Annotated in this window: 25 protein-coding genes; 10 read left to right on the top strand and 15 right to left on the bottom strand. The window is 65.7% G+C overall.

The window, feature by feature from the left end; translation table 11 throughout:
- Nucleotides 1–5: 5 nt before the first annotated feature.
- The 4 genes from G6N19_RS09565 (at nucleotide 6) to G6N19_RS09550 (ending at nucleotide 3,593) form a co-directional block, all read left to right on the top strand.
- Nucleotides 6–512, top strand: coding sequence for a nuclear transport factor 2 family protein (locus tag G6N19_RS09565; RefSeq protein ID WP_193466207.1), 507 nt, complete (start codon nucleotides 6–8; stop codon nucleotides 510–512).
- 3 nt (nucleotides 513–515) lie between these two features.
- On the top strand, nucleotides 516–1,406 hold the full coding sequence (locus G6N19_RS09560; RefSeq protein ID WP_408632473.1) for an SDR family NAD(P)-dependent oxidoreductase: 891 nt from the start codon (nucleotides 516–518) through the stop codon (nucleotides 1,404–1,406).
- A gap of 10 nt (nucleotides 1,407–1,416) precedes the next feature.
- Complete coding sequence (locus G6N19_RS09555; RefSeq protein ID WP_013831188.1) at nucleotides 1,417–2,373, top strand: alpha/beta hydrolase; 957 nt, start codon at nucleotides 1,417–1,419, stop codon at nucleotides 2,371–2,373.
- 143 nt (nucleotides 2,374–2,516) lie between these two features.
- On the top strand, nucleotides 2,517–3,593 hold the full coding sequence (locus G6N19_RS09550) for a hypothetical protein (RefSeq protein WP_041319233.1): 1,077 nt from the start codon (nucleotides 2,517–2,519) through the stop codon (nucleotides 3,591–3,593).
- A 79-nt stretch (nucleotides 3,594–3,672) separates the two neighbouring features.
- Here G6N19_RS09550 and G6N19_RS09545 read toward each other — a convergent pair whose 3' ends face one another.
- Entirely contained in the window at nucleotides 3,673–3,939 is a 267-nt protein-coding gene (locus tag G6N19_RS09545; RefSeq protein WP_041319236.1) for a hypothetical protein, read from the bottom strand.
- Nucleotides 3,920–5,095, bottom strand: a complete 1,176-nt coding sequence (locus G6N19_RS09540; RefSeq protein WP_193466206.1) for a Rieske 2Fe-2S domain-containing protein — start codon at nucleotides 5,093–5,095, stop codon at nucleotides 3,920–3,922. The genes G6N19_RS09545 and G6N19_RS09540 overlap by 20 nt, the downstream gene beginning before the upstream one ends.
- Before the next feature lie 192 nt (nucleotides 5,096–5,287).
- Here G6N19_RS09540 and G6N19_RS09535 point away from each other — a divergent pair, with 192 nt between their 5' ends.
- Complete coding sequence (locus tag G6N19_RS09535; RefSeq protein ID WP_408632494.1) at nucleotides 5,288–6,910, top strand: 3-ketosteroid-delta-1-dehydrogenase; 1,623 nt, start codon at nucleotides 5,288–5,290, stop codon at nucleotides 6,908–6,910.
- 19 nt (nucleotides 6,911–6,929) lie between these two features.
- Here the strand turns inward: G6N19_RS09535 and G6N19_RS09530 are convergent, their stop codons facing one another.
- Nucleotides 6,930–7,598: a PadR family transcriptional regulator gene (locus G6N19_RS09530; RefSeq protein WP_193466204.1), complete on the bottom strand. Its 669-nt coding sequence runs from the start codon at nucleotides 7,596–7,598 to the stop codon at nucleotides 6,930–6,932.
- A gap of 127 nt (nucleotides 7,599–7,725) precedes the next feature.
- On the opposite strand from G6N19_RS09530, the gene G6N19_RS09525 reads away from it, so the two are divergent.
- From G6N19_RS09525 to G6N19_RS09515, 3 genes are read left to right on the top strand one after another with little or no spacing between them, the layout of a single operon-like run.
- Nucleotides 7,726–8,253, top strand: a complete 528-nt coding sequence (locus G6N19_RS09525) for a flavin reductase family protein (RefSeq protein WP_193466203.1) — start codon at nucleotides 7,726–7,728, stop codon at nucleotides 8,251–8,253.
- Nucleotides 8,246–9,787, top strand: coding sequence for an FAD-binding protein (locus G6N19_RS09520; RefSeq protein ID WP_193466202.1), 1,542 nt, complete (start codon nucleotides 8,246–8,248; stop codon nucleotides 9,785–9,787). The genes G6N19_RS09525 and G6N19_RS09520 overlap by 8 nt, the downstream gene beginning before the upstream one ends.
- Nucleotides 9,784–10,395 (top strand): PaaI family thioesterase, encoded by a 612-nt coding sequence (locus tag G6N19_RS09515; protein WP_013831196.1) that lies wholly within the window; start codon nucleotides 9,784–9,786, stop codon nucleotides 10,393–10,395. The genes G6N19_RS09520 and G6N19_RS09515 overlap by 4 nt, the downstream gene beginning before the upstream one ends.
- A 2-nt stretch (nucleotides 10,396–10,397) precedes the next feature.
- Here the strand turns inward: G6N19_RS09515 and G6N19_RS09510 are convergent, their stop codons facing one another.
- The 4 genes from G6N19_RS09510 to G6N19_RS09495 all read right to left on the bottom strand — a co-directional run bounded on the left by G6N19_RS09510 (nucleotide 10,398) and on the right by G6N19_RS09495 (nucleotide 12,592).
- Nucleotides 10,398–10,997, bottom strand: a complete 600-nt coding sequence (locus G6N19_RS09510) for a hypothetical protein (RefSeq protein WP_193466201.1) — start codon at nucleotides 10,995–10,997, stop codon at nucleotides 10,398–10,400.
- Complete coding sequence (locus G6N19_RS09505) at nucleotides 10,994–11,680, bottom strand: hypothetical protein (RefSeq protein ID WP_193466200.1); 687 nt, start codon at nucleotides 11,678–11,680, stop codon at nucleotides 10,994–10,996. The genes G6N19_RS09510 and G6N19_RS09505 overlap by 4 nt, the downstream gene beginning before the upstream one ends.
- Before the next feature lie 122 nt (nucleotides 11,681–11,802).
- Nucleotides 11,803–12,207 carry a hypothetical protein gene (locus G6N19_RS09500; protein WP_193466354.1) on the bottom strand — a complete coding sequence of 135 codons (405 nt, stop codon included), beginning with the start codon at nucleotides 12,205–12,207 and terminating at the stop codon, nucleotides 11,803–11,805.
- Nucleotides 12,197–12,592, bottom strand: coding sequence for a hypothetical protein (locus G6N19_RS09495; protein WP_193466199.1), 396 nt, complete (start codon nucleotides 12,590–12,592; stop codon nucleotides 12,197–12,199). The genes G6N19_RS09500 and G6N19_RS09495 overlap by 11 nt, the downstream gene beginning before the upstream one ends.
- 135 nt (nucleotides 12,593–12,727) lie before the next feature.
- Here G6N19_RS09495 and G6N19_RS09490 point away from each other — a divergent pair, with 135 nt between their 5' ends.
- The gene (locus G6N19_RS09490) at nucleotides 12,728–13,240 is read left to right on the top strand and encodes an Rv2253/PknI dimerization domain-containing protein (protein ID WP_013831200.1); all 513 of its coding nucleotides are present in this window, start codon (nucleotides 12,728–12,730) and stop codon (nucleotides 13,238–13,240) included.
- Nucleotides 13,241–13,261: 21 nt separating this feature from the next.
- Here G6N19_RS09490 and G6N19_RS09485 read toward each other — a convergent pair whose 3' ends face one another.
- The 8 genes from G6N19_RS09485 to G6N19_RS09450 are packed head-to-tail and all read right to left on the bottom strand — an operon-like array spanning nucleotide 13,262 to nucleotide 22,464.
- Entirely contained in the window at nucleotides 13,262–14,824 is a 1,563-nt protein-coding gene (locus G6N19_RS09485) for an MCE family protein (RefSeq protein WP_193466198.1), read from the bottom strand.
- Nucleotides 14,824–16,041 (bottom strand): MCE family protein, encoded by a 1,218-nt coding sequence (locus G6N19_RS09480; protein ID WP_408632493.1) that lies wholly within the window; start codon nucleotides 16,039–16,041, stop codon nucleotides 14,824–14,826. Before G6N19_RS09480 ends, G6N19_RS09485 begins: the two co-directional genes overlap by 1 nt.
- Entirely contained in the window at nucleotides 16,020–17,435 is a 1,416-nt protein-coding gene (locus G6N19_RS09475) for an MCE family protein (RefSeq protein ID WP_193466353.1), read from the bottom strand. Before G6N19_RS09475 ends, G6N19_RS09480 begins: the two co-directional genes overlap by 22 nt.
- Before the next feature lie 41 nt (nucleotides 17,436–17,476).
- The gene (locus tag G6N19_RS09470) at nucleotides 17,477–18,559 is read right to left on the bottom strand and encodes an MCE family protein (RefSeq protein WP_013831204.1); all 1,083 of its coding nucleotides are present in this window, start codon (nucleotides 18,557–18,559) and stop codon (nucleotides 17,477–17,479) included.
- Nucleotides 18,559–19,590, bottom strand: coding sequence for an MCE family protein (locus G6N19_RS09465; RefSeq protein WP_013831205.1), 1,032 nt, complete (start codon nucleotides 19,588–19,590; stop codon nucleotides 18,559–18,561). The genes G6N19_RS09470 and G6N19_RS09465 overlap by 1 nt, the downstream gene beginning before the upstream one ends.
- Nucleotides 19,587–20,780, bottom strand: coding sequence for an MCE family protein (locus tag G6N19_RS09460; RefSeq protein WP_041319248.1), 1,194 nt, complete (start codon nucleotides 20,778–20,780; stop codon nucleotides 19,587–19,589). Before G6N19_RS09460 ends, G6N19_RS09465 begins: the two co-directional genes overlap by 4 nt.
- Before the next feature lie 9 nt (nucleotides 20,781–20,789).
- On the bottom strand, nucleotides 20,790–21,638 hold the full coding sequence (locus tag G6N19_RS09455; protein WP_041319252.1) for an MlaE family ABC transporter permease: 849 nt from the start codon (nucleotides 21,636–21,638) through the stop codon (nucleotides 20,790–20,792).
- 13 nt (nucleotides 21,639–21,651) lie between these two features.
- Complete coding sequence (locus tag G6N19_RS09450) at nucleotides 21,652–22,464, bottom strand: MlaE family ABC transporter permease (protein WP_041319255.1); 813 nt, start codon at nucleotides 22,462–22,464, stop codon at nucleotides 21,652–21,654.
- Between the two features lie 268 nt (nucleotides 22,465–22,732).
- Here G6N19_RS09450 and G6N19_RS09445 point away from each other — a divergent pair, with 268 nt between their 5' ends.
- A complete protein-coding gene (locus G6N19_RS09445) occupies nucleotides 22,733–23,506 on the top strand; it encodes an SDR family NAD(P)-dependent oxidoreductase (RefSeq protein ID WP_013831210.1) in 774 nt (257 codons plus the stop codon).
- Nucleotides 23,507–23,533: the final 27 nt, after the last annotated feature.

Here is a 23,533-nt window from a genome sequence, read left to right as displayed (position 1 = left end):
GTTCCGTGAGCACTGACAACACCATCTCGCTGACCGAGCTGCAGAACTTCATCGGCGAATTCTGGTACCACTACGACCAGGCTGACTACCCGAAAATGGGCGCAGCTTTCGCCGCGGATGCCACCTACCTCAGTCGAAGTGACTCCGGCGCATGCCCCTTCGAAGAATCCCTCGCCGCTGACCTGGCCAGTGCGGCGGAGGTAGTGCCGTGGCTGATCGAACATCGCGACGCAAGTCCATATCCGCTGCGCCACCACACCACCAACCTGCACATCACCGGCCGCGAGGGTGACGTCACCTACGCGCGCTTCTACCTCTTCGTCAACCAGGTCACCAACTTCGTTCCGTTCGCCGTATCCAGTGGGGTCACCGAGGTCGGTGTTCGGCGCGGGGGCAGCAGCCCCAGCGGGCTCGAGTTCACCACGATGTCGGTCATCCTCGATGTCACGAACTCCGAACCATTGGTCGGCAGCGGGCTTCCCGGCGCTGAGAACGCCGCGACCACCACCTGACCGGTGAGCACCGGTCCCTTGATCCCACGCGATGTCTTCGGCGGCGGAGTCGCCGTCATCACCGGCGCCGGCGCCGGAATCGGCGCCGGCCTCGCCCGGCACGCGCACCGGCTGGGCATGTCGTTGGTCCTGGCCGACGTTGATAGCGCCGCCATCGCAGCGCTGCGGGACGAAGTAACCGCCGACGGCGGAACGGCCGTCGACGTGGTGTGCGACGTCCGCGACCCGGCCGCGGTGGATGCGCTCGCCGAACACACCTACCGCGACGTCGGCCCGGTTCGGCTACTGGTCAACAACGCGGGAGTCGAACAGTTCGGTTATCTGTGGGACACCCCGGTGACCAATTGGAACCGGGTGATGGACATCAACGTCAGTGGGGTCTTCCACGGCGTCCGTTCCTTTCTGCCCAAGATGATCGCCGCCCGCGCTCCGGCATGGGTGTGGAACCTATCGTCGATCGGCGGAGTTGCGGCCGTCCCGCTGCAGACCCCCTACATCGTCAGCAAACACGCGGTACTGGCGCTGACCGAATGCCTGCGCCTGGAGGTCGAGCTGGCCGGGCATGCCGATCACATCCATGTTCAGGCGGTCCTTCCCGGTGCGGTCAAGTCCAACATCTTCGAGGCCGCCGGCGGTGTGGACGCTGACGGAGCCGGTGCCGACGTCACCGCCGCGGAGTCCCAGCGCGAAGCCATGCTGGACATCAAAGCCGGCGCGCTAGATCCCCTCGAGGCGGCCGAGACGGTGTTCGCGCAGTCTGCGCAGGGCGGGTTCTACCTGCTGACCCAACCCGAGCAGGTCCGCTCGGCGATGGCCGAGCGAGCGAAAGTGCTGACCACGCTGGTGCCGCCGCAGCTGCGCAGCCAGTCCCGCTTCGATCCAGCCAAGCTCTAGGGAGACCACCGTGATCGCGCCGCATCGCCGTGTGCTGGATCCCGATGCCGCGGCCCGGGTGGCAACGTTCGGGCCGGCCATGCCGCTCCGGGAGCGGGGACTGGCAGCGGTGCGCGCTTCGCTGGAATCGGCGCCCCCGCCGGCCGACATGCCGGAGATGGGCGACGTCACCGACACCGCGGTGGCCGGCCCCGGCGGGCCTGTCCCGATACGCATCTATCGCCCGGAGCCCGCCGGCGGACCGGCGCCGGTGATCGTCCATCTTCATGGCGGCGGTCTGGTGATGGGTTCCAATCACTCGTTCGAACCGATGGCTCGGGCGATGGCCGCCGCAAGCGGCGCGGTGGTGATCGCGGTCGACTACCGGCTGGCGCCGGAGAACCCGCCGCCGGCGCAGTTCGAGGACGCGATGGCGGTCACCGAATGGGCGGCGGCCAACGCCGGCACGCTCGGGCTGGATGCCACCAGGCTGGTGATAGCCGGGGACAGTGCCGGTGGCGGCGTGGCCGCAGCGGTCGCGTTGTGGGTACGAGACCAGGGCGGCCCGGAGATCTTTGCCCAAGTCCTGATGTATCCGGGCGTGGACCGCGACATGGCAGCAGCATCGATACTCAGCCAACCGGACGCTCCGATGCTCAGCCGTGCCGACATCGACTATCTGCATGAGCTCGCCGACGTCGGTGCCGGAACACCGCATGACGTCCGTCGCGTACCCGCGTACGCGGCCGACTTGAGCGGCCTGCCGCAGGCCATCGTGGTCACCGCTGAGCTCGATCCGATCTCCGACTGGGGTGAACGCTATGCCCGGCGGCTACGCGACGCTGGAGTGCAAACCACGATCACCCGGTATCCCGGCATCTATCACGGTTTCCTGATGCGGTCGGAAGCGACCGCGCGGGGACGTCTCGCCATGGCGGAGATCGGGGCGTTGCTGCGCGCCAAGTTCGCGAACCCCCTGCCCTTTTAGGCGTTTAACGTGCCGCGGTTGACATCTCGTCAACCTCCCGATGGCCGGACACCATGGGTGCGCGACGCAGCTCACGCCGCAGACAATCAAAAGCAGCAATGGCGCACACCGATGCCGCCACCACACCAGAAGGAGTCCTTGTGATGCTCACCGACGAGCGGCGAATGGAGCTTTCCGACATCCTCCGCCCTGCTTCGCCGCCTCGCGAGATCGACAGCGTCTACACCGCCGACCAGAAGGAGTGCCTTCTCGACGTAGTCCGTAGAGACGGCCCGTGGAAACTGATCCTCGCCCAGCACTTCGCGTCGCCGGAAGAACTGATCGCCACCATGAGCGGCCAGTTCCCCGAGGGATACACGCCCACGCTGGATCTGTTTTTGACTCCGACCTTTCGGGGTTTCCTGGCCAACCACGGCACCGTGCTCTATCCGGAACTGCACGACTGCTTCTACAACGCCGAGTTTCTCGACATGGCGAAGTCGTATTGGAACGCCCAGTACGCCAAGCCGCAGATGATGTTGTTCAACATCAACGGCCCTTGCGCAAACCGCGATCCCGGACATCTCGACTCGCCGAGCTTCCGGGGCGTCCGATACGAGAACGCTCCCACCTGGCTCGTCAGCGTGATGGGCAAGTCCGGGCTGTTCACCGACTATCTGATCAAGATGGCGCAGGTCATCACCTGGTTCTCATTGGATGAGGGCAGCGGATTCACCTACTGGCCCGACGGTCCGCTCAAGGCGCCCAAACGAATCCAGCCGCCGGTGTACAACCGGGGCGTCGTGGTGCAGAACGAGATGCTGGTCCACCGGGGCGAGGCCAACGGTCCGCTCGATCAGCAGATGCCCGCCGGACTGGCTTTCGACACGGTGTTCGCCGGTGATCCCGCATCCCACGACCATTGGGTACTCAAGAACGGCGAAGACGTCATCGCCCGCCATCACACCGATGAATTGCGCTTCCTGGTCCACTGGTCTTCCGAGGTCTACCGGGACTATGACGAACTCAAGAAGAACATGGACCACTCCGACGACCTGACCATCGACAAAGCCATCGACATGATGGTCGACGATCTCGGCAGGAAGGGCGTCAAGCTCGACATCCCCAGCGCACCGCTGCACGACCCCGCCTTCATCGGTGCCCTCAACGCCGGCTACGACCTCGGCGGCCCCGCGATCTATCCCGACGAAGCGCCGCTGAGCGCGTTCCAGTTGAGCTGAACCCCAACCGCTTCCAGGGTGGCCGCGCGGTCAGCCCGCGGGGCCACACCCGTAGATCCGTAGCCTGCAGCGGTCGCGATCAGAGCTCGTCGAGCACCGGCAACGAGCCAGCGCCGGCAGCCGCTTCGATCGACGCGCGAAGCTTCGTACACACCAGGAACATGCCTGGCCGCAAGCCCGCACCCGCCGTCTGGCGTTCCTTGCACAAGTCCACGGCGGCGCCGTTCCACTGCACGCTGGTCTGCTCCCAGCTGCTCTTGCGAGCCAGCACCCGAGCGCCGCATGACCGGCAGGTCACCGGCGTCATCGGTGCGTCGTTGAGCCGATTATCGGGACGCATCAGCATGTTTGGTCAACCCCACCAAACGCGGTAGGCGGTTGTTGGCGAGGTTGTCCTCGACTTCCTTCATCCACGCCTCGCGCGGGCGGGTGGTGTCGATCTCGAACTCGAAACGATCAACCATGTCGGGGGTGACCTCGTCGACGTCGACGTAGAACTGTTCGTACCAACGGCGTACCTGGTAGACCGGTCCGTCTTCCTCGCACAGCAACGGATTATCGATCCGCGCCTTACGCCGCCAGATGGCCACATCCTGTTCGAAACCCATCTTCACGAAGTCGCCGAGAGCGACGGCCATCTGCATCGCCGCATCCTCCGGCAGCGCCTCCGACTTCTCCACCGTGATGCCGTATTGCAGGACAAAGGAATTCGCGTCAATCGGGTAGTGGCAGTTGAGCAGCACCGTGCGTTGATCGCCGTGCTCGTAGTGGTAGGTCAGATCGTCGATCATGAACGAAGGCCCGTAGTAGGAGGCCACCGAGGTCGTCCCTAGGATCGCGGCTCCCTCACCGGCTCCGAGATCCGGTCGCGCTTCGCTCTGGTAGAACTGCGTGGCGACGTGGCCCTCGAACACATTCTTGAAGCTGGTGGGAAGTCCACCGTGAATGTAGAAGAAGTGCGCCATGTCGACGATGTTGTCGATGATCTCGCGGCAGTTGGTGTTGACGATCGTGGTGTACCAATGCCAATCCGTCCACTGTTCGCCGCCAACACCCTCGATGCGCGGAATCGTCACGTCGGCGGGGGGAGCCTTCTTCTCCGGATCGTTCCAGACGAACAGCATGCCGTCTTGCTCCATGGTCGGCCATGCCATTGTGCGAGCCAGCCTGGGAACCCGCCGACTGTACGGGATCTTCTTGCATCGGCCGTCGCCACCCCAGCGCCAGTCGTGGAACGGGCAGGCGATCTCATTGCCCTTGACCTCGCCGTCCGAAAGATCGCCGCCCATGTGCCGGCAGTAGGCATCAAGAACGTTGATCGGCCCGTCAGCACCGCGAAAGACGACCAACTTGCCTCCGAACGCGGTGACGGCGTGCGGTTTTCCGTCACCGAGTTCCCGGGTCAGGCCCAGACAATGCCAGCCCCGCGCAAAGCGCGTCGGTGCGGCCTGCGCCTCGATCTGGCGAACCTCTCCGACGCAGTCGGGCTCTAACGTTGTCATTTCGGCCATCCTCGCTGTTCATCGCTTGCAGGAACCGCTGCTGTTGTAACACCGCCACACTCGTGGATCGGCACGATGTTCCACTGACCGGGCACGGCGGGGACATATCGTGACTATTGGCCCCAGAATCGGCCGGTGACCGATCTACACCAAATCACCGTCGACCTCCTCGTGGTCGGTTCCGGCACCGGGATGGCGACAGCACTGGCTGCGCACGAAGTGGGCCTGTCGACGCTGATCGTGGAGAAGACCGGCTACGTCGGAGGCTCGACGGCGCGGTCAGGCGGGGCGTTCTGGATGCCGGCCAACCCGATCCTTATCGGGGCGGGTTCGAATGACACCCGCTCAGCCGCGCGCAGGTATGTGGACGCAGTCATCGGTGATGCCGCCCCCCATGACCGCGCACACGCATTTCTGGACCACGGCGCAGCGACAGTGGAGATGCTGCGGCGTACCACTGAGATGAAATTCCAATGGGCCAAGGGCTACTCGGACTATCACCCCGAACAGCCAGGAGGCAGCGCAGTCGGCCGCACCTGCGAATGTCGCCCGTTCAACACCGCGGTGCTCGGCCCGGAGTTGGCGCGCCTCCGCCCCGGCGTGATGAAGTCCTCGTTTCCCATGCCGGTGACCGGGGCAGACTATCGCTGGCTCAACCTCATGGTCAAGGTTCCGCTGAAGGCGGTGCCCCGCATCATGTTGCGGGCCGTCCAGGGAATCGGTGGCCTATTCCTGCGTCGGCGCTACGCCGCCGGAGGCCAGGCGTTGGCAGCTGGAATGTACGCCGGGGTCCTGCGGGCCGGAATCCCGGTGTGGACCGATTCACCGGTCTGCGAGCTGAGCTTTGACGGCGACCGGGTCACGGGGGCCGTCGTGGCCCATAACGGTACGCGGATTTCGGTAACCGCCCGGCGCGGTGTGGTCTTGGCAGCCGGTGGCTTCGACCATCTGATGAGCTGGCGGCACAAGTTTCAGTCCGAACTACTCGGCGAACACGCCAGCCTCGGCGCCGAGGGAAACACCGGCGATGCCATTCGTCTTGCTCAAGATGTCTGCGGCGCCGACACCACGCTGATGGACCAGGCGTGGTGGTTTCCCGCGTTCGCGCCGCTACCGGGTGCCGAACCCACGGTGATGCTCGCCGAGCGATCGCTGCCGGGTTGTCTGTTGGTCGACCAGACCGGACAGCGCTTCGTCAACGAAGCCATCGACTACATGTCCTTCGGACAGAAGATGCTCGAGCGCGAACGGGCGGGAAACCCGGTGGAAGTCATGTGGATGATCTTCGATCAGAAGTACCGCAACAGCTATCTGCTTGCAGCAGAACTATTTCCACGCATGCCGATACCGCAGACGTGGTACGACGCGGGTATTGCGCATCGCGCTGAAGATCTGTCGGCCCTGGCGAGCGCCATCGGGGTCGATCCGCCGGTATTCATCGCCACGATGGATCGCTTCAACGCGATGGCGCGCACGGGCGTGGATGTCGACTTCAATCGCGGCGTCAGTGCCTACGACCGCTACTACGGCGATCCCACCACCGCGCCTAATCCGAATCTGCGTCCCCTGGACCGGGGCCCGTTCTACGCCGTAAAGGTCGTTCTCAGTGATCTAGGCACCTGCGGTGGCCTCCGCGCCGACGTTTACGGGCGGGCACTGCGTGAGGACGGTTCGGTGATCGACGGTCTCTACGCGATCGGCAACACCGCCGCCAACGCTTTCGGCGCCAGCTACCCGGGCGCCGGTGCCACAATCGGGCAGGGCCTGGTGTTCGGTTACATCGCTGCGCTGCACGCGGCCGCCACGCTCAAGTGAGCCAGCCGCTCCCCTATCCCTACCCCTGGTCGTCTTCGGCGACGATACGTCGTTCGACCTCATACCAGTAGTCGCGCACCGGGAACTTGGTGCCGCCTTGGGCACCCTTGGCGAAGACCTCATCGACCTCATCCAGATCTTTGATCATCCGCAGCGCCAATTCCCGCTCGGCAGCGTAGTAATCCTCCGACCACCGCAGGGCCAGCCGCGCGTAGGCCCACGCCGGCTCCTCACCAGTCCAGCGTGCCTCGGTCGACGCGGCCTGGTGCATCTGCTCGACGTGTGCGACGTGCGCGGTCAGGACCTCTCGCAGCCGGCCGGGGTTCATCAAGTGTCCGAAAATTACCCGCAGCAACGGGTTGTGCTTGAGAGTGGGCGGCTCCACCGGCTCGTCATTCGCCCACCGGGTCACCGCGGTCAGTCCCGGATCGGTGATCCGATACATCCGGCGACTGCGCACACCGGCGTCGACGCGAGAGGTGACCAGACCTCGCTGCTCAAGCCGCTTCAACTCCGAATAGATCTGGCTGTACGCCGGACTGGAGTAGAAGAACCGGACCGTCCAGTTGAACCACTTCTTGATGTCGTACCCGGACAGCTCATCGCCGCCCGACAGCATCCCCAGCAACGCCCAGCCGGTGGGCGACACGCTCAATCCGTCAGGAACATTGTCGGTGGCTTCGCTCACTGCACAAGGCTAACAACCTCCGGCACCGCGTAAAGACCGCGACTACCGCTGATCGGGAAGCCGTGTTGCGCCGGGGCTGCTCGGGCCCGAAGGTAGCAAGCAGAGAAGACCGCCCGCGAGGAGAGGCATGCCCGACACAGGAACCAGAGCCCACGGCGGTCAACTGCTCACGCCGCTCGGTCCGGAGATGCGTCGTGTCCTAGGGCACTTCTGCACCGGGGTGGCGATCATCACGGCCCATGACGGGCGCCGTCCCCTGGGGTTCACCTGCCAGTCAGTGACGTCGGTGTCGCTGGATCCGCCCTATATCTCGTTCTGTCCGGCCAACACCTCCAGCAGCTGGCCCCTGATCCGCGAAGTGGGCGCCCTGTGCGTCAATATCCTCTCCGAACACCAGCAGGCCGTATGCGCACAGTTCGCAACCCGCGGAATCGATATATTCGCCGGGGTGAGTTGGGTTCCGGGCGGCAACGGAGCACCCGCCCTGCAGGGCACCCTCGCCTCGGTCGAGGCCGACGTGGAATACGAACACGCGGCCGGCGACCACACCATCGTGGTGGCGCGGGTGACCGGTCTGCGAGCCCACGCTGATCGGGGGCCGCTGTTGTTCTATCGCGGTGGGTACGGCGGGTTCGACGGTGGCCGCCATGCCTGACTTCGACTTCGAGGTGATCGTCGCCGGCTCAGGCGGCGGTATCGCCGGCGCCTATACCGCCGCCCGCGAAGGACTTTCGGTGCTCCTGGTCGAATCCACCGACCAATTCGGCGGCACTACCGCCTACTCCGGCGGAGGCGGCGTCTGGTACCCGTGCAATCCGGCACTGCAACGCGCCGGGACCGACGACACGATCGACGCCGCCCTACAGTACTTTCACGCGGTTGTCGGCGACCGCACTCCGCACGATCTTCAGGAGGCCTATGTCCGCGGTGGCGCCGGGTTCATCGAATACCTGGAGCAGGACCCGGGATTCGAGTTCGCGCCGTTTCCCTGGCCGGACTACTACGGCTCGGTTCCTGGTGCCCGTAACGACGGCCTCCGCCACACCGTCCCGGTGCCGCTGCCCGACCAGAGTCTCGGACGCTACACCGGGTTGGTGCGCGGACCGCTCGATACCGAACGCCTTGGTTCCCCGGCGCCCGATCTCTTGGTCGGCGGCCGCGCCCTGGTCGGCCGGTTTCTGGCCGCGCTCGACAAGCTGCCGAACGCCATCTGTTGGCGCAATGCCCCGCTCATCGAGCTGACCGTCGATGACGGCCGGGTGGTCGGCGCGGTGGTCGAGCGCGACGGCACCCCCGTGCGGGTGCGGGCCCGGCGCGGCGTCCTGCTCGCCTCTGGCGGCTTCGAGCAGAATGCGGCGATGCGCGCCCAGTACGCAGTGCCTGGCAGCGCGAACGACACGATGGGCGCCCCCGGCAACATCGGACTCGCCCACCGGGCAGCCATGGCGGTCGGCGCGGCCGTCGATCTGATGGACCAGGCTTGGTGGTCCCCCGGGATGATTCACCCGGACGGACGCGCGGCATTCGCGCTGTGGTTCACCGCGGGCATCTTCGTCAACCAAGACGGCCGCCGATTCGTCAATGAGTCGGCCCCCTATGACCGGCTTGGCCGCGAAGTGCTCCGCCAGGTCGATGCCGGTGGCGCAACGCTGCCGTTCTGGATGGTTTATGACGACCGCACCGGCGACATCCCACCGGTGGGCGCCACCAATGTGTCAATGGTCGACGCCGCTGACTACCGCACGGCCGGACTGTGGCACACCGCGGATAATCTGGTTGACCTCGCCGCGGCCATCGGCGTGCCGGCAGGCAATCTGATCACCACGATCGCGCGCTTCAACCAGTTTGCGTCCATGGGCACCGATGAGGACTTCGGCCGGGGAAACGAAGCCTACGACCGGATGTTCACTGAGGGTGCCTCACCGCTGGCCCCCATTGATACGCCGCCGTATCACGCTGCCGCCTTCGGCCTTTCGGATCTGGGCACCAAAGGCGGGTTGCGGACCGACACACGTGCCCGGGTGCTCGCCGCCGACGGCTCCCCGATTCCGGGGCTTTACGCAGCCGGCAATACCATGGCGGCCGTCAGCGGAACCACCTACCCGGGTGGTGGCAACCCGATCGGAGCATCCATGTTGTTCAGCCACTTCGCCGCACTCGACATGGCCGCGCCGGAGGCCAGCAGGTGAGCCGACACGTCACCCCGGAGGAGGTGCAGCTCGGCGAGGCCGTCTTCGGTCCGCTGACGCAGTCGGTGCGCGAGCTCATCGACGTCGCGATTCGTAGCGATGCCGATGCGGACGACGCCCGCCGGGCGCACGCGCTGATCGAGGAAGCCACCGCGCTACTCGGGACCCGGCTGGATCCCAAACCGTTCGGTGTTCCCAGCACCGGCGATGGCCGATACCTGCCGTGGGGCAACGTGGCGATTGGCCTGCGCAATGCGATCGCCCCTCCGCTGATCATTCAACGCGACGACACTGACAGAGTCGCAACGGATCTGGCTCTGGGTGCGGCCTATGAAGGCCCGCCCGGGCAGGTGCACGGTGGCATGTGCGCGCTGATCCTCGACCACCTGCTGGGTGCGACCGCCCATCGCGCCGGGGCGCCGGCCTTCACCGGCACACTGACTCTTCGCTACGTCGCGCCCACGCCACTGGGCCGGTTGCGGGCCGAAGCCTGGGTAGAACGCGAGGAACGCGGAAAGACCTTCGCTGCGGGCCACATCCTCGATGCGCAGGGTGGCGTGACCGTGCAAGCGGAAGGGGTCTTCATCAGGCCGAAGGCCAACGCCTGACGCTATACCGGGTCCAGTGCGGAGACGAGCCATTCGTTGTTGGTCTTGGTCAGGCTGACCACCACACTGCTGGCGGTGAGGGCGGGTTCGGGCCGATCGCGGCTGACGGTCTCCTGATTGAGGAACACCAGCACCTTCGCCTCATTCGACCGGATCTCCATCAGAGCCGCGTTCAGCACCTGAGCGGATGCCTTGATCCCCTTCGTCCGCACGGCCGGAGCGACCACATCGGTAGTGAACTTTCCGTAGTAGGTCGAAAAGCCACCGGTCATCAAGGCCCGCGCCCTGTCCATGTCGCGATCCAGGGTCTCGGGCGCATAGGACAGCAACGCCACCGTCCCCGACGATGCCGCGTCGATCGCGCTTTGCGCGGCCGCGGCATCAGACTGGCGATCGGGGCGGTGGGCGGTGGCGTAGAGCACTCCAGCCAACACCGTCGCCGACGACAGCAGTGCCGCGAGAGCCAGTATCTGCCAGCGTGCGATGAGCGCAGCCGTGGTTCGGGCCGCCAGACCGGGCGCCGCCGTCGGTTCGTCGGCCGCACCGACCTGGGTGCCGGTGCCGTCGGTGACCGCAAGCTCGGCGGTCTCGTTCACCGTCACGGTACGAACTCGACCTTCGACATCTTGATCTGATCTCCCTCACGCTGCAGGTCCACCGTGAGACGCCACCGCCGCGGAGCGTCCTCCGCGCCTGCGGCGTTACTCACCGTCGAGGATGCAGCCACCAGCACGACGGCCGAATCCGGTGTCATCGACTCGACGGCGGCGGCGTTGACCGTGGCCTTGGTGGTCACCTTCGCGTCTTTGGATACTTTGACGAAGTCGTCGGCAGCGCCCTGGAATTCGGTACGAAAGGGGCCGGTGGAGTTGTCGACGATGCGCTGCACGCTGCCCTCGGCGTCGTTGTAGTCGATCGACATCAAGGTGACGACGACCTGCCGTGCGACCGCGACGAACTCAGCGCGGTGCCGCTGATCGGCCTGTGCGCGCCGGTGCTGCTGGACCATCAACGCACTGAGGACCAACAGGGCACAGCTGCACACCACGACCGCTACCGCGGCCGGTCGTCTCCGAGCGAGCGCCAGTTCCCGGACCCGGGCGAGCCGCGACAGGCCTGGCTCGACGGCACGGTGATCGGGGCGCGGTTGGACATCTCCGTCATCGCCGGCGTTCTGTTCCTCCTCCTGCAACCGGATCACCCTTGCGCGCGCCTTCGCCGCCACTGCTTCGGCTTCGGCGGCCTCGGCCTCCGCCAATGCCACCAGCGTCCCGGTTTTCGACATACCGCCCACCGGTTTCCCTTCATTGCCGGGCCGGCCGTTCGCGGGCCGGCGTAGGCACCGTAATCCCGAGCGCTGCCGGTCGATCGCCCGATTCCCACCCAGTGGGCGGGCTCAGCGGCGGATCACCAGTGCCGCAGGGCGCACAGCGCGCCCTTGGGGCCGTCCGCGGTGGCGACCACTGCCCCGTTCACCGATAACTCGCAGTGAAACATCGGGGCGGCCGACAGTCGGCCGCTCGTCGCGGTCACCATCGCCCAGCGCTGCGGGTCGGTCAAGGTGGCGTGGAGCACCCAGGGCTGTCCCGGGCCCACTTCGACGCGAGCCATTGGGCTGAATTCATACGGGTTGTGGCTGTAGTCAGCCCAGGTGGGCGGATCGACATCGCGGTAATAGATCTCCGCTGTCACCGGGGCGGCAGCGGTGACGGTATAGACGACGTGGTGCGACGTCGGTGTGTCCGCGTGCGCAACCACCGCAGCGGCGAGCCCACCGGCACCGCCCAGCAGCAGCGCAAGCTTACGTATCACCACGCCTCCACCGCGGGGCGCCGTTCTTGGACTGGCAGCTCAGGAACAGTCCGTCGGGAGCCTGTGCGACCCAGTTCTCGTAGCCTTCACAGCTCGAGTCCAACTGCTTGACTCCGGCCATGGACGGCGAGCGGAAGTACCGCGGCTCGTAGCGGCGCGGTGACCCGCAGAACACCAGCCTCCCGGGCTGGATGGACGGGCCCGCGACCGCAGTCCCGAAGACGTAGTAGTCCGTGTCGGGGCACGGCGCGCCGAGGGTGACACCCGGGGTGATCCCGGGTACGCACGCCGGATCGTCACAGGAGACGGGGTCCGCGTCGGCGCGAACCGGGACCGCCAACGTCGCGATCACGGCTGCTGCAACCAATACCGCTGTTCGCCGCATACCCCGGCACTCTGTCAGGGCCCCGGGCCCGGCAGACACCGATGGTCCACTCAGCGGACAGGTTGGACCGCCGGCGGCCACCGTCGGTGTTTACTTCAGAGCACCTCCGTTTCCGTGCCTGTCCGAGGAGGGGCAATGTTGCGTGCGCCCGCACTCGCGACGATCGCCGCCGTCGCGATGCTCAACGCCGTCTCCACCGGTGCGATAGCGGCGGCCGACCACCCGGACTGGGGCCTCAACGGCACCTACGCCGCCACCTCCAACGGCGAGTGGGCGCGTAAGAACGAGGTCTTCTACGAGCAGGAGAGCCGACGCAGCACCTGGGCGATCACCACGCAGTGCAGTTACCCGGGTGAATGCACCGGCACCGTGCAGAGTGATGGCGGCTGGACGGCACCGATTTACCAGCAGAGCAACGTCTGGTACGTCAAACACGCTATCGACAACTGGATTCCCTGCCCGGACGGCGGAAGCGCCCCGGGGTTGCAGACTTTCCGGTTCAAGGCGATGACGCCCGAGGGTGCGTATGCGGACCCGGCATCGACCACACTGACGGGCGAGGACATCACTACCGGTCCCAGTGGCGCATGCGGCGTGAACAAGCCGGTGTACATCAATATGCCGTTCAAGCTCGTCAAGATCGGCTGACCCACCCGCGAGCGCAACGCCTCACTTCGGCAGTAGGTCTTCCCAGCTCTGCGCGGCCGGCCGAGCCAGGTCGGTCCGGCTGTACACCTTGCCGTCGGGCGCCGCGTACTGTCCGGTCCGCGGGTTGTAGGTGGCAACGGCCACCGACGGTCCCGCTGCGCCCGGGGCGTACCCGCTGGGCGCTGCCGCAGGCGCGCCCTCGCCCGGCGCAGTGGGCGGGGTGATCGGCATCTCAACAGCCGGCGACGGGCTTCCGTCGGCCGCGTCCGGAGGGGGCATGGGTGTGCCCTCGACGGGCCCGAAAATCTGTTCACCCAAGGTAATCCGGTCATCCGGGGGAATGCCCTGCGCGATGAGGCTGGGATCGATCGGGTACGGCCCCGTCACGTGCTGGCGCATCGCCAGAGGTTCGTAAGGACGGTCGCTCTCGCAAATCTCAACAGTGGGCGCACGCTTGCCGGGCTGGGCCATACACGGGAAGTTCCGCGCCCCGCGCACGCCGATGGCGGAATCCTGCGGCAGTTTGCAGTACAGCCCGTCCGGGGTGTCGACATCGCTGAGATCCGCCGGCGAACGCCACGACGAGGGGGGCAGGAATCCGACCGAACAGGCCGGCGGGTCACCAAGGGTGAGGCTGAATTCGGACAGCGCCATGCCGGTCGGGTTGTTCAGCGACGACCCGTAGGACTGGGTGGCGGCCAGATAGGGCGGTAACAACACCAGCAGCTGTTCGATCGACGGATGGTAGGTCAGGCCGATCTGGCCGACCGTGGTGAGATTGGCCAACAGCACCGGCAGCGTCGGCTTGATCTGATCGAGCAGCCGGGAGGCCTCATCCGCGGCGCCGGAACCGGTGCGAAGGATGGTCCGCACCTGCGAATCGCGCGCGGCGATCTGCTCGGTAATACCGGCCAGACTGCGCGCCCATGTCCGGATGGCGCCGGTACTTTCGGCCTGACCGTCCAACAGCGGGGCGCTGTGGTCGATCAAGGAGCGGGTACTGTCCGCCGCGCCGTTGAGTTCGGCCGCGAGTCGGCTGGACGACTCGAATAGGGCACCGAGGTCGTTGCCGGTTCCGTTGAGCGCCTTGAAGGATTCGTCGAGTAGGACGCCGAGCTTTCCGCTCGGGATACTGCCGACCAGGGCGTTCATCTGATCAAGCATCGGCCCGACCGGTTTCGGCAGCGACGCGTCGGCGGCGCTGATGATGGACCCGTTTCTGAGATAGGGCCCGCTGTCGGTACGCGGGACCAGATCGACGTACTGTTCACCGACCGCCGAGACGCTGCGCACATTGGCCTGCAAGTCGGCGGGGATCTTCGGCGATGGCTTCAGCGACATCATCACTTCGGCACCACCACGGGTGGGCCGGATATCGGTGACCTTACCGACCTCGACTCCCCGGTAGGTCACGTTGGAAAACTGATACAGCCCACCGGTGGAGGGCAGTTGAAGTTTCACCGAGATGCGTCCCAGCCCGAGCAGCACGGGCGCCTGCAGGTAGACGAAGACCATGGTCCCGACACCGATCACCGAGGCGATCGCAAAGATGATCAACTGATTTCGGACGAAACGCGTCAACATCAACTGCCGCCTTGGCTGGGGTCGAAGGGCGCCGCAGAGGTGTCCATCGGGGGGCCGACGAGCGGTGGGGCGGTCGCCACCTCACTCGGAAGCTCGGCCACCGGGGCCTTGAGCGGATCCCGCGTGTAGGTGGAGTACCAGGGGTCCCCCGGCGCCGGGACCAGCGAGGCGCCCGGTTCGCCCCATCTGGTGCCGAGCAGTATTCCGCTCTTCAAACGGGGAATCGTGAAGTCGAACACGATGAACTGATTCATGTAGTCACCGCGGATACCCCGGTCGATGAACTCCTGCGTATACGGGTACGTCGGCAGAAACGCCAGAGCGGTGGCCAAGTCGGGTCCGACATCGGCCAGCGCTCGCACCGTCGGTTCGAGATTCTTGAGGTTGTGAACGATGTCGGCATGCGAGTCGTTGAGGAGTTGCGTTGCGGTGGAGCTGAAGTCGCCCATCTTCCGCAGGGCGGTGGTCAGCTGCGGTCGCTGCTTGTTGAGCACGTCGAGCGCCGCCGGGATGCGGTCCAAGGCGGCAGTGAGGACGTCGCGCTGACCCGCGAACGTTTCAGCGAGGCGGTTCAGCGATGAGATAGCGGCAATGATGTTGTCGTGCTGGGTGTCTAACATAGTCACGACGGTGTTCATCCGACCCAGCAGATCACGAATCTGAACCTGTCGACCGTCGAGCGCTGCGGAGAAGTTGCGGACAATGTCGCCGATCTGGGTGAGGCCGCCACCATTGACCACCACCGACAGCGACGAGAGGGTCTGCTCGGTGGAGGGGTACGTTGAGGACTTCGAGATCGGGATGGTCGCACCGGGACGCAATCGTCCGATCGCAGGCTCGCCCACGGCGGGATCCAACGCCAGATGCATCGATCCGAGCAGGCTCGTCTGCCCCACCCTCGCGACCGCGTTGGCGGGAATGGTCACGTCGGGTCTGACCGAGATCTCGATGTTGGCCCGCCAGTTGTCGACGACCATCCTGCGGACCGTCCCGACTATCACGTCACCTACCATCACCGGTGAATTCGATTCCAATGAGCCGACATTCGCGATTTGTACGTGGTAGGTGGTGGCGTCGGAGCCGGTTCCGACCGTCCCGGGAAGCGGCAGCGAATTGAGGCCCTCGAAGGAGCAGCCGGAGCACAGCAGAGCCGCGCTGCATGCGACAGCCGCCCATCTTCGCCTCCAGGTCGTCCTCACGGCGCGCCTCCCGGCGATGTCAGTCCGGCTTGAGGCAGCAGCAACCCGGGAAGATCCGATGCCGCCGGCGCCGGGGGCGCGGCCGGGACTCCGGGCGGCACGGGTGCGCCCGGGTACAGGGCCGGGTGGGGATCGGCGGGCAAGCCATTGGGAGCGTAGGCCCCCGGCGGGTGCGGTGGATCGGTCCACCCGGGCGGCGGCGGTACGTCGCCGGCCCCGGTGTAGGCCGACACCGCGGGCGGTATCTCGGCCGGGACCGGCGCAGGCCCTGCTCCGCCCGGTGCGAGTTTCGGGTCGGAGTAGATGACGTTCTTCGGGGCAGGACCCAGGTAGGCGTTGAACGGCAGCGGAAGATAGTTGAAGTTCATCAGACGCAGCGCCGGGCCGAGGTACTGCGCACACGCCTTACCGGATGTCTCCGAGGTGGCATTCTCCACCGCTGCGATCGCAGAGCAGATCGTGGCGACGGGGCTCGAGAAGTTGTTCATCGCGAAGGAGCCGCGGGGCCCGCCGGTGTCGGGGTTGTAGATGTTGTAGCCGTTGACCAGGGCGTTCGGTGCGGCGTGCAGGACGTTCTTGACCACCATGCTGTTGTCGGCCAACACCTGCGTCACGTTCGCCAGTCGCTGGATCTGCTCGGCGGTCTGATCCCGGGAGCCGGCGATGAAGCGCTGCACCTTGCCGATTGCACCGGATAGCTCACTGATGGTCGAGTCCAGGTCGGAGCGGCTGCCTTCGATCACGCTGGTGACATCGGCCAGGCGGTCTTGAAATTCCACGATCTGGGTGTTGCTGTCACGCAAGGCGGTGACGAAGACCTGAAGGTTCTTGATGACGCTGACGATGTCGCCGCTGCCGTTGCCGAGGATGCGGCCGACACTCGAGAGTTGCGTGATGGTCTCGCGCAGTTTGTCGCCGTTTCCGGCCATGGCGTCGGCGGTGGTGTCGATGAAGCGGCCCAACGACGTGTGTGACACCCCGCTGGACGGGCCCAGCTCGGCGGCGAGACGGGTGAGCTGCTCCTTGATCTCGTCCCATTCGACCGGAATGGCGGTGCGGTCCTCGCTGATCTCGGCACCGTCGGCCATGGTGGCGCCGCTCGCCTGCGGGCTCGACCCGTATGCGGGGGTCAGCTGCACATAGCGTGCCGACACCAGGTTGGGTGCCACGATGATGGCTTTTGCGTCGGCGGGTACGGGTACGCCGCGATCCACGGACAGGGTGATCTTGGCCCGCGTTCCCAGCGGCTCAATGGATTTGATGGTGCCTACCCGCACGCCGACCACTCGGACTTCGTCGCCGGGATAGATCGCGGTCGCCGACTTGAAGTAGGCGATGATGGCCCTGGCGCCCGCGAACTTCTGATAGCCGAGATACCCGGCACCTGCCGCCACCAGCGCCACCACGACCATCACCAGGAGCTTTCTGACCGACCTCAGCGGTCTGCCGGCGATCACCGCGAACCTCCCGGAATGCCGTTGTAGGGGAAGGGAAACTCTGCGCGAGGGCCGGCGTTGTCGGGCGGCTGCCCGGCGTTGACGCCGCGGCGGAACCCGAGCGCGTAGTCGAGGAAGGGCTGGATCGCCGGCCCCGGCAGCAGGTTGGAGGCGAAGCCGTAGTAATAGAATCCGTTGTTGACCGCTTCGCCTTGCGTCAGCTGGTATTTGGCCAGGCCTTTGAGGGTGTTCGTCAAATTGTCGCGGTTTCGTTCGAGCATCGCCGATACCTTGTTGAGCTGCTCGAGGGTGGGAGCCAGTTGTTGCTCGTTGTCGTCGACGAGAGCGGAAAGCTGCTGAGCCACCGCGGTGGTGTTGGCAAGCAGGTCGACGATCGCACGGCGGCGGTCCTGTAGCACGCCGAGCAGTTCGTCGGCGTTGAGGATGAGCCGGTTGACCTGGTCGCTGCGTTCGGACAGGATCCCGGTGACATCGGATGCGGTGGTAAGCAGACCGGCCAGGGACTCATTGCGGTTGTGCAGCGACCTGGATAACCGGCTGATCCCGTCGAAGGTCGGGGCCAGCTGCGGCGCGAGTCGTTCGACGGTCGCCGACAACGTGTCCAGGGACTGGTTGAGGGCCGCGGTGTCGGTGGCGGCGGTGTTCGAGGTGAACTCGCCGAGCGCATCGGTCAACGAGTAGGGCGAGGCGGTGCGTGACAGCGGGATGACGCCGCGCGCGCCGATGCTGCCGCTGCCGCGCGGTTCGACCACCAAAACGCGTTCTCCGAGCAGTGTTCCGATTCCGACGTGCGCCGTGGTGTCCTTGCCGAGTCGAACCTTGCTGTCCACGGCGAAGGTGACCAGCGCTCTGCCATGGTCGAGTTCGACGCCGGACACCGCGCCGACGTTGACCCCGGCCACTTTCACGTTGTTGCCCGCGGACAGCCCGCCTGCCTCGGCGAAGACCGCCTGGTAGCGGATCGACGTCGCCATCGCCAGAAGCTGTTTGGTGTGCAGTCCCACCAGGATGATCAGCACCATCAGCACCAGGCCGACGAGCCCGGTGCGGACGAGCGCAGAGTCACGGTACTTCAGCATCAGGGTTCTCCGCACCTTCCGGTCTGCTGGATCACCCAGGGAAAGTGGGCGGTGCGGCCCTGCAGGTCGGACACCCGGACGGAGACACCGCAGATGTAGAGGTTCAGCCAGCTGCCGTAGGAGCCGAGTCGCACCAGTTTGCGGTAGTTCTGGGGTGTCTTGTGCAACAACAGCTCGAGCCTGGCGAGGTCGGTTTCGTTCGACAGCAGCGGGGCCAGCCGGGTCAGCTGATCGACCGTTCCCGACAGCGGTGGTCGCGCCTCGGTGAGCAGGGTGGCAAGCGACGCGGTTCCGTTGTCCAGTGCGGTGATCGCCTCACCGATCGGGTCACGCTCCTGGGCAAGTCCGCTCACCAGACGCTCAAGGCCGTCGACGGCATGGGAGAACTTCTTGCCGTCCTTGGCCAGCACACCCAGCGTGTCGTTGAGGTTCTCGATGAGCCGTTCGACAGTCTGCCCGTTGTCGGCCACCGCGTTGGTGAACGACGACGTCCGGGCGAACAGCGACTCCAGGTCACCGCCCTGCCCCTGCAAGATCTGGATCAACGAGCTGGTCAACGCATTGACATCGTCGGGGTTGAGGCCCTGGATAACCGGCTTGAGGCCACCGAGCAACAGATCCAGGTTGAGGGCCGGCTCGGTTCTCTCGGTTCCGAAGCGGTATCCCGGTGGCCGGATCTGGGCAGGGCCGGGGTCGTCGATGAGCTCGAGGTAGCGGTCTCCAACGAGGTTGAGGTAGCGCACCGCGACCTTCGTGCTCTCAGTGAGCCGGACGTTATCGTCGGCATCGAAAGCCACCAATGCGGTGTTGTCCGACTGCAAGGCGACCTTCCGAACGGTGCCGACCCGGATACCGGCGACCCGCACCGAGTCACCGGATTTCAGGCTCGAGACATCTTGGAACACCGCGGAATAGGCGTTGGTGGAACCGGACCGGTACTGGCTGAAGATCACCAGCAGAGCCGCCGTCAGCAGCACCATGGTGATCCCGAACGCACCGAGCTTGACGGCGGTCTTCCCGGACCCACTCATCCGGGATGCCCGATCTGTGCGCTGTTGCGTGGTGGTCCGTCGATCGGCCCGTACAGCAACTGCTTGAGGCCGTCGGAGTTCAGCAGGATGCCCTCATTACCGTATTGCGCCGGGTTGGCGTTGACGTCAGTGATCACGAACGGCGGGCGCTTCTGGAACCCGACTTTGGGCAGATCCGTGCACTGCGGTCCGCCTGTCGCGGCCACCTTGGGCAGATTCTGCGGATACCGGTAGCGTTCCTGGCCCAGGACCACCGTCTGGAGAAGAAGGCCACCGGGGAGTGGGGTCCCCGGGGCGTTGGCCAACTGGACGGCTCCGCCCAGCCCGCAGGTCAACGCCTCGTGGTACTGGTTGGTGAGATCGGTCGTCGGGCCGAGCAGTGCCATGGTGTCGGTGATCGCCCGGCGGTTGGTGCCGACGACGTCGTTGCCGGTGTCGGCCAGGCCGATCACGCTGATCAGCAGAGCGTCGAGATGGTGTTGTTCGCTGACCGCCACATCGCTCATTCGGGTCGCCGCGTCGGCCGTGGTGACCAGGTAGGGTGCCGCGTCGGCGTACGCCTCGACCACGCGGGGTGCCACGGAGAGTTCGTGCTCCATGGCCGTCAGGCTCGGGTCGACCCGGGCCAGAAACGCATCGAGGTCGGCCATCATCTGCCCGATCCGATCACCTCGGCCGTCCAGCGCCGTCGACAAGGCTCCGAGCGTCTCGTTGAGCTTGGTGGGTTCGATTCTCGACAGAACCTGCGACAGCCGCTCGAATACCGTATTGATCTCGACCGTGACATGGTCGCCGTGCAGCACCTGGCCGCGCTGCAGCGAGCCGGTAGCTGGATCTGCCGGCGGAATCAGCTCGACGTATTTGGAGCCGAACACCGTCGAAGAGGCAATGTCGACCCGAACGTTGGCCGGGATGACGTCCATGTACGCCGGGTCCATGGCAAGGTGCAAGGCGGCGCGTCCGTCCGGCAACGACTCGATCGATCTCACCGAACCGACTTGTGCGCCGTGCAGTTTCACTTTGGCGTCGGCGTTCATGACCAGGCCGGCCCTACTGGACAGCACGGTGACGGGAACGGTGCTGGCGAAGCTGCCCCGAAACAGCCCTACCGCGAGGGCGACCGTGGCCGCCGCGACGGCCACGGTGGCCAGTCCCGTCAGGGATCGTCTGACGCGCGAAGTCGTTGCCATCACGCCGCTCTAACCGGACAGGTTGAAGTTGCCGTTGGAGCCGTAAACGGACAGCGACACCAACAGGGTCACGGAGATTACGACGATGAGCGATGTCCGGACGGCGTTGCCCACGGCCACACCCACGCCCGACGGCCCGCCGCTGGCGAAGTACCCGAAGTAGGTGTGCACGAGCAGCACCGCGATGGCCATCAGGATTGCCTGCAGAAACGACCACAACAGGTCTTTGGGGTTGAGAAACGTCCCAAAATAGTGGTTGTACAGTCCTGCCGACTGCCCGAACATCACCACCGTGGTCAGCTTGCTGGCCGCGAACGACAGGATCACGGCGATCGAATAGAGCGGGGTGATCGCCACCATGCCGGCCACAATGCGCGTGCTCACCAGGTATTCGACAGCGCGGATTCCCATGGTCTCCAACGCATCGATTTCTTCGTTGATCCGCATGGCGCCCAACTGGGCGGTCACGCCTGCGCCGAATGTGGCGGCCAGCCCGATGCCGGCGACTACCGGAGCAGATATCCGGACATTGATGAAGGCCGCCAGGAAGCCGGTCAGGGCTTCGATGCCGATGTCGCCAAGCGAGCTGTAGCCCTGTACCGCCAGCGTTCCCCCGGCGGCGAGGGTGAGAAATCCGACGATAACTACGGTGCCGCCGATCATCGCCAAGGTTCCTGCGCCCATGCTGATTTCGGCGATGAGTCGAATGACTTCGCGGCGGTAGCCGGTAGCGGCGTGCGGCACACCCGCAAGGGCACGACCGTAGAAGGCGGTGTGGTCACCGATACGGCTGAGGGTGTCGATAGGTCTGTTCAGTTCCCGCGCCACCTGCGGGTAGAGCACACGGAGGCCAGTCATCGTGGTATCCCGGCTAATCCGATGTCAGCTGGATGCCGATGGCGGTGACGACCACGTTCACCACGAACAATGCCATGAACGCGTAGACCACCGTCTCGTTCACGGCATTCCCCACCGCTTTGGCGCCGCCTCCGCTGATCGTCAGACCGCGATAGCAGGCCACGACTCCTGCGATCAGGCCGAACAATGCTGCCTTGACGCACGAGATGATGACCTCAGGAACCCCGGTGAGCAGCGTGATCCCGGCTGCGAAGGCGCCCGGATTCACCCCTTGGATGAAGATCGAGAAGGTGTAGCCGCCCAGGATCCCGATGATGACGACCAGGCTGTTGAGCAGCAGCGCGACAACACCCGACGCCAGCATCCGGGGAGTCACCAGTCGCTGCACGGGGTTGATACCGAGGACTTCCATGGCATCGATCTCTTCACGGATGGTGCGCGATCCCAGATCGGCGCACATCGCAGTCGCCCCGGCACCCGCCACGATCAACACCGTTACCATCGGCCCGACCTGGGTGACCGCACCGAACGCCGCCCCGGCGCCCGAAAGGTCCGCCGCACCCAGCTCGCGCAACAGGATGTTCAATGTGAAGCTGACCAGGACGGTGAAGGGAATCGCGACCAGGATCGTGGGCATCAGCGACACCCGCGCCACGAACCAGGACTGCTCCAATAGTTCCCGGCCCTGAAAGGGCCGGCGGAACAGGAACTTGACGGCGTCGACCGTCATTGCCAGCAGGCCTCCGATCGCCCGCAGTGGTCCGGTCGTGCCGGCACCGAGGGCCGTCACTCCGGCAGACCAGCGGTCTTGGGCATTGCTCACCATCTGCCGCAAAACCCTCCACTGCTGGACCGAACGCCTACCCTGATGCCGCCCGAGTCAGCGGCTTGCCCAAGACGGTGACAGCCGAACGTGGCCGGCGACACGCCGCGTCCCATCCACCGGGAAGGGTCACAGCGCCGTAGCGGGTTGGGCGGGAACGTAGCCTGCTGTCGGAACGTACAGCCGTAGAACAACCGAGATCGACAGGAGTCGTTCTGTGCCCCAGCCCGCCGCACCCTCGTCCGGCCTTTTGCGCTATGTCGACCGCCGAGTGTTGGTCACCGGTGGCGGGTCGGGGATCGGTCAGGCCTGCGTCCTGCGGATCCTCTCCGAGGGTGGCCGGGTGGTAGCCGCCGATATCAGTGCGGACGGCCTGGGCGATACCGTCGCGAAAGCCGGCGAGGCCGGGAGCCGGCTGTCGACCGTGGTGATGGACATCGGTGACGAACAGTCGGTCCGCGGTGGCGTCACCAGGGCGGTGGAATCCTTGGGTGGGCTGGACACCCTGGTCAACGCCGCAGGCATCCTGCGCTCCTCCCATTTGGCACAGACCACGCTGGCTGACTTCGAACAGGTGCTGCGGATCAACCTGGTGGGGACGTTCCTGGTGACCCGTGAGGCCATCGGTGCGCTGCACGAAGGCAAGTCGCCCTCCGTCGTCAACTTCAGCTCGACGTCGGCACACTTCGCTCACCCGTATATGGCTGCTTATGCGGCCTCCAAAGGCGGGGTGTTGTCTATGACCCACGCCTGGGCGATGGAGTTCGCGAAAGCGGGCATCCGGTTCAATTCGGTTCAGCCCGGTTCGATTTCGTCAGGGATGACCGACGGAACCGGCGCGTCACGTCAAAGCGTCGGCCCCGGGCTTCCCGCGGACGCCGACTTCACGCTGTTCGGCAAGGTGGCGCCGATGTTGCCGCTGGACGGCGGCGCCATCTTCGCCAATCCGGATGCAGTCGCTGGTGTGGTGGCGATGCTGGGAAGCGACGACGCCTCCTTCATCACCGGTACCGAAGTCCGGATCGACGGCGGCTCCCATATGTAGGTGCGGCGGTGTTCTGCCGGGTACGAC

The sequence above is a fragment of the Mycobacterium novum genome (assembly GCF_010726505.1).
GTDB classification, from domain to species: domain Bacteria; phylum Actinomycetota; class Actinomycetes; order Mycobacteriales; family Mycobacteriaceae; genus Mycobacterium; species Mycobacterium algericum.
Note: the sequence above shows the minus strand (reverse complement) of the source record. Positions and strands in the feature narration are given on the sequence as shown.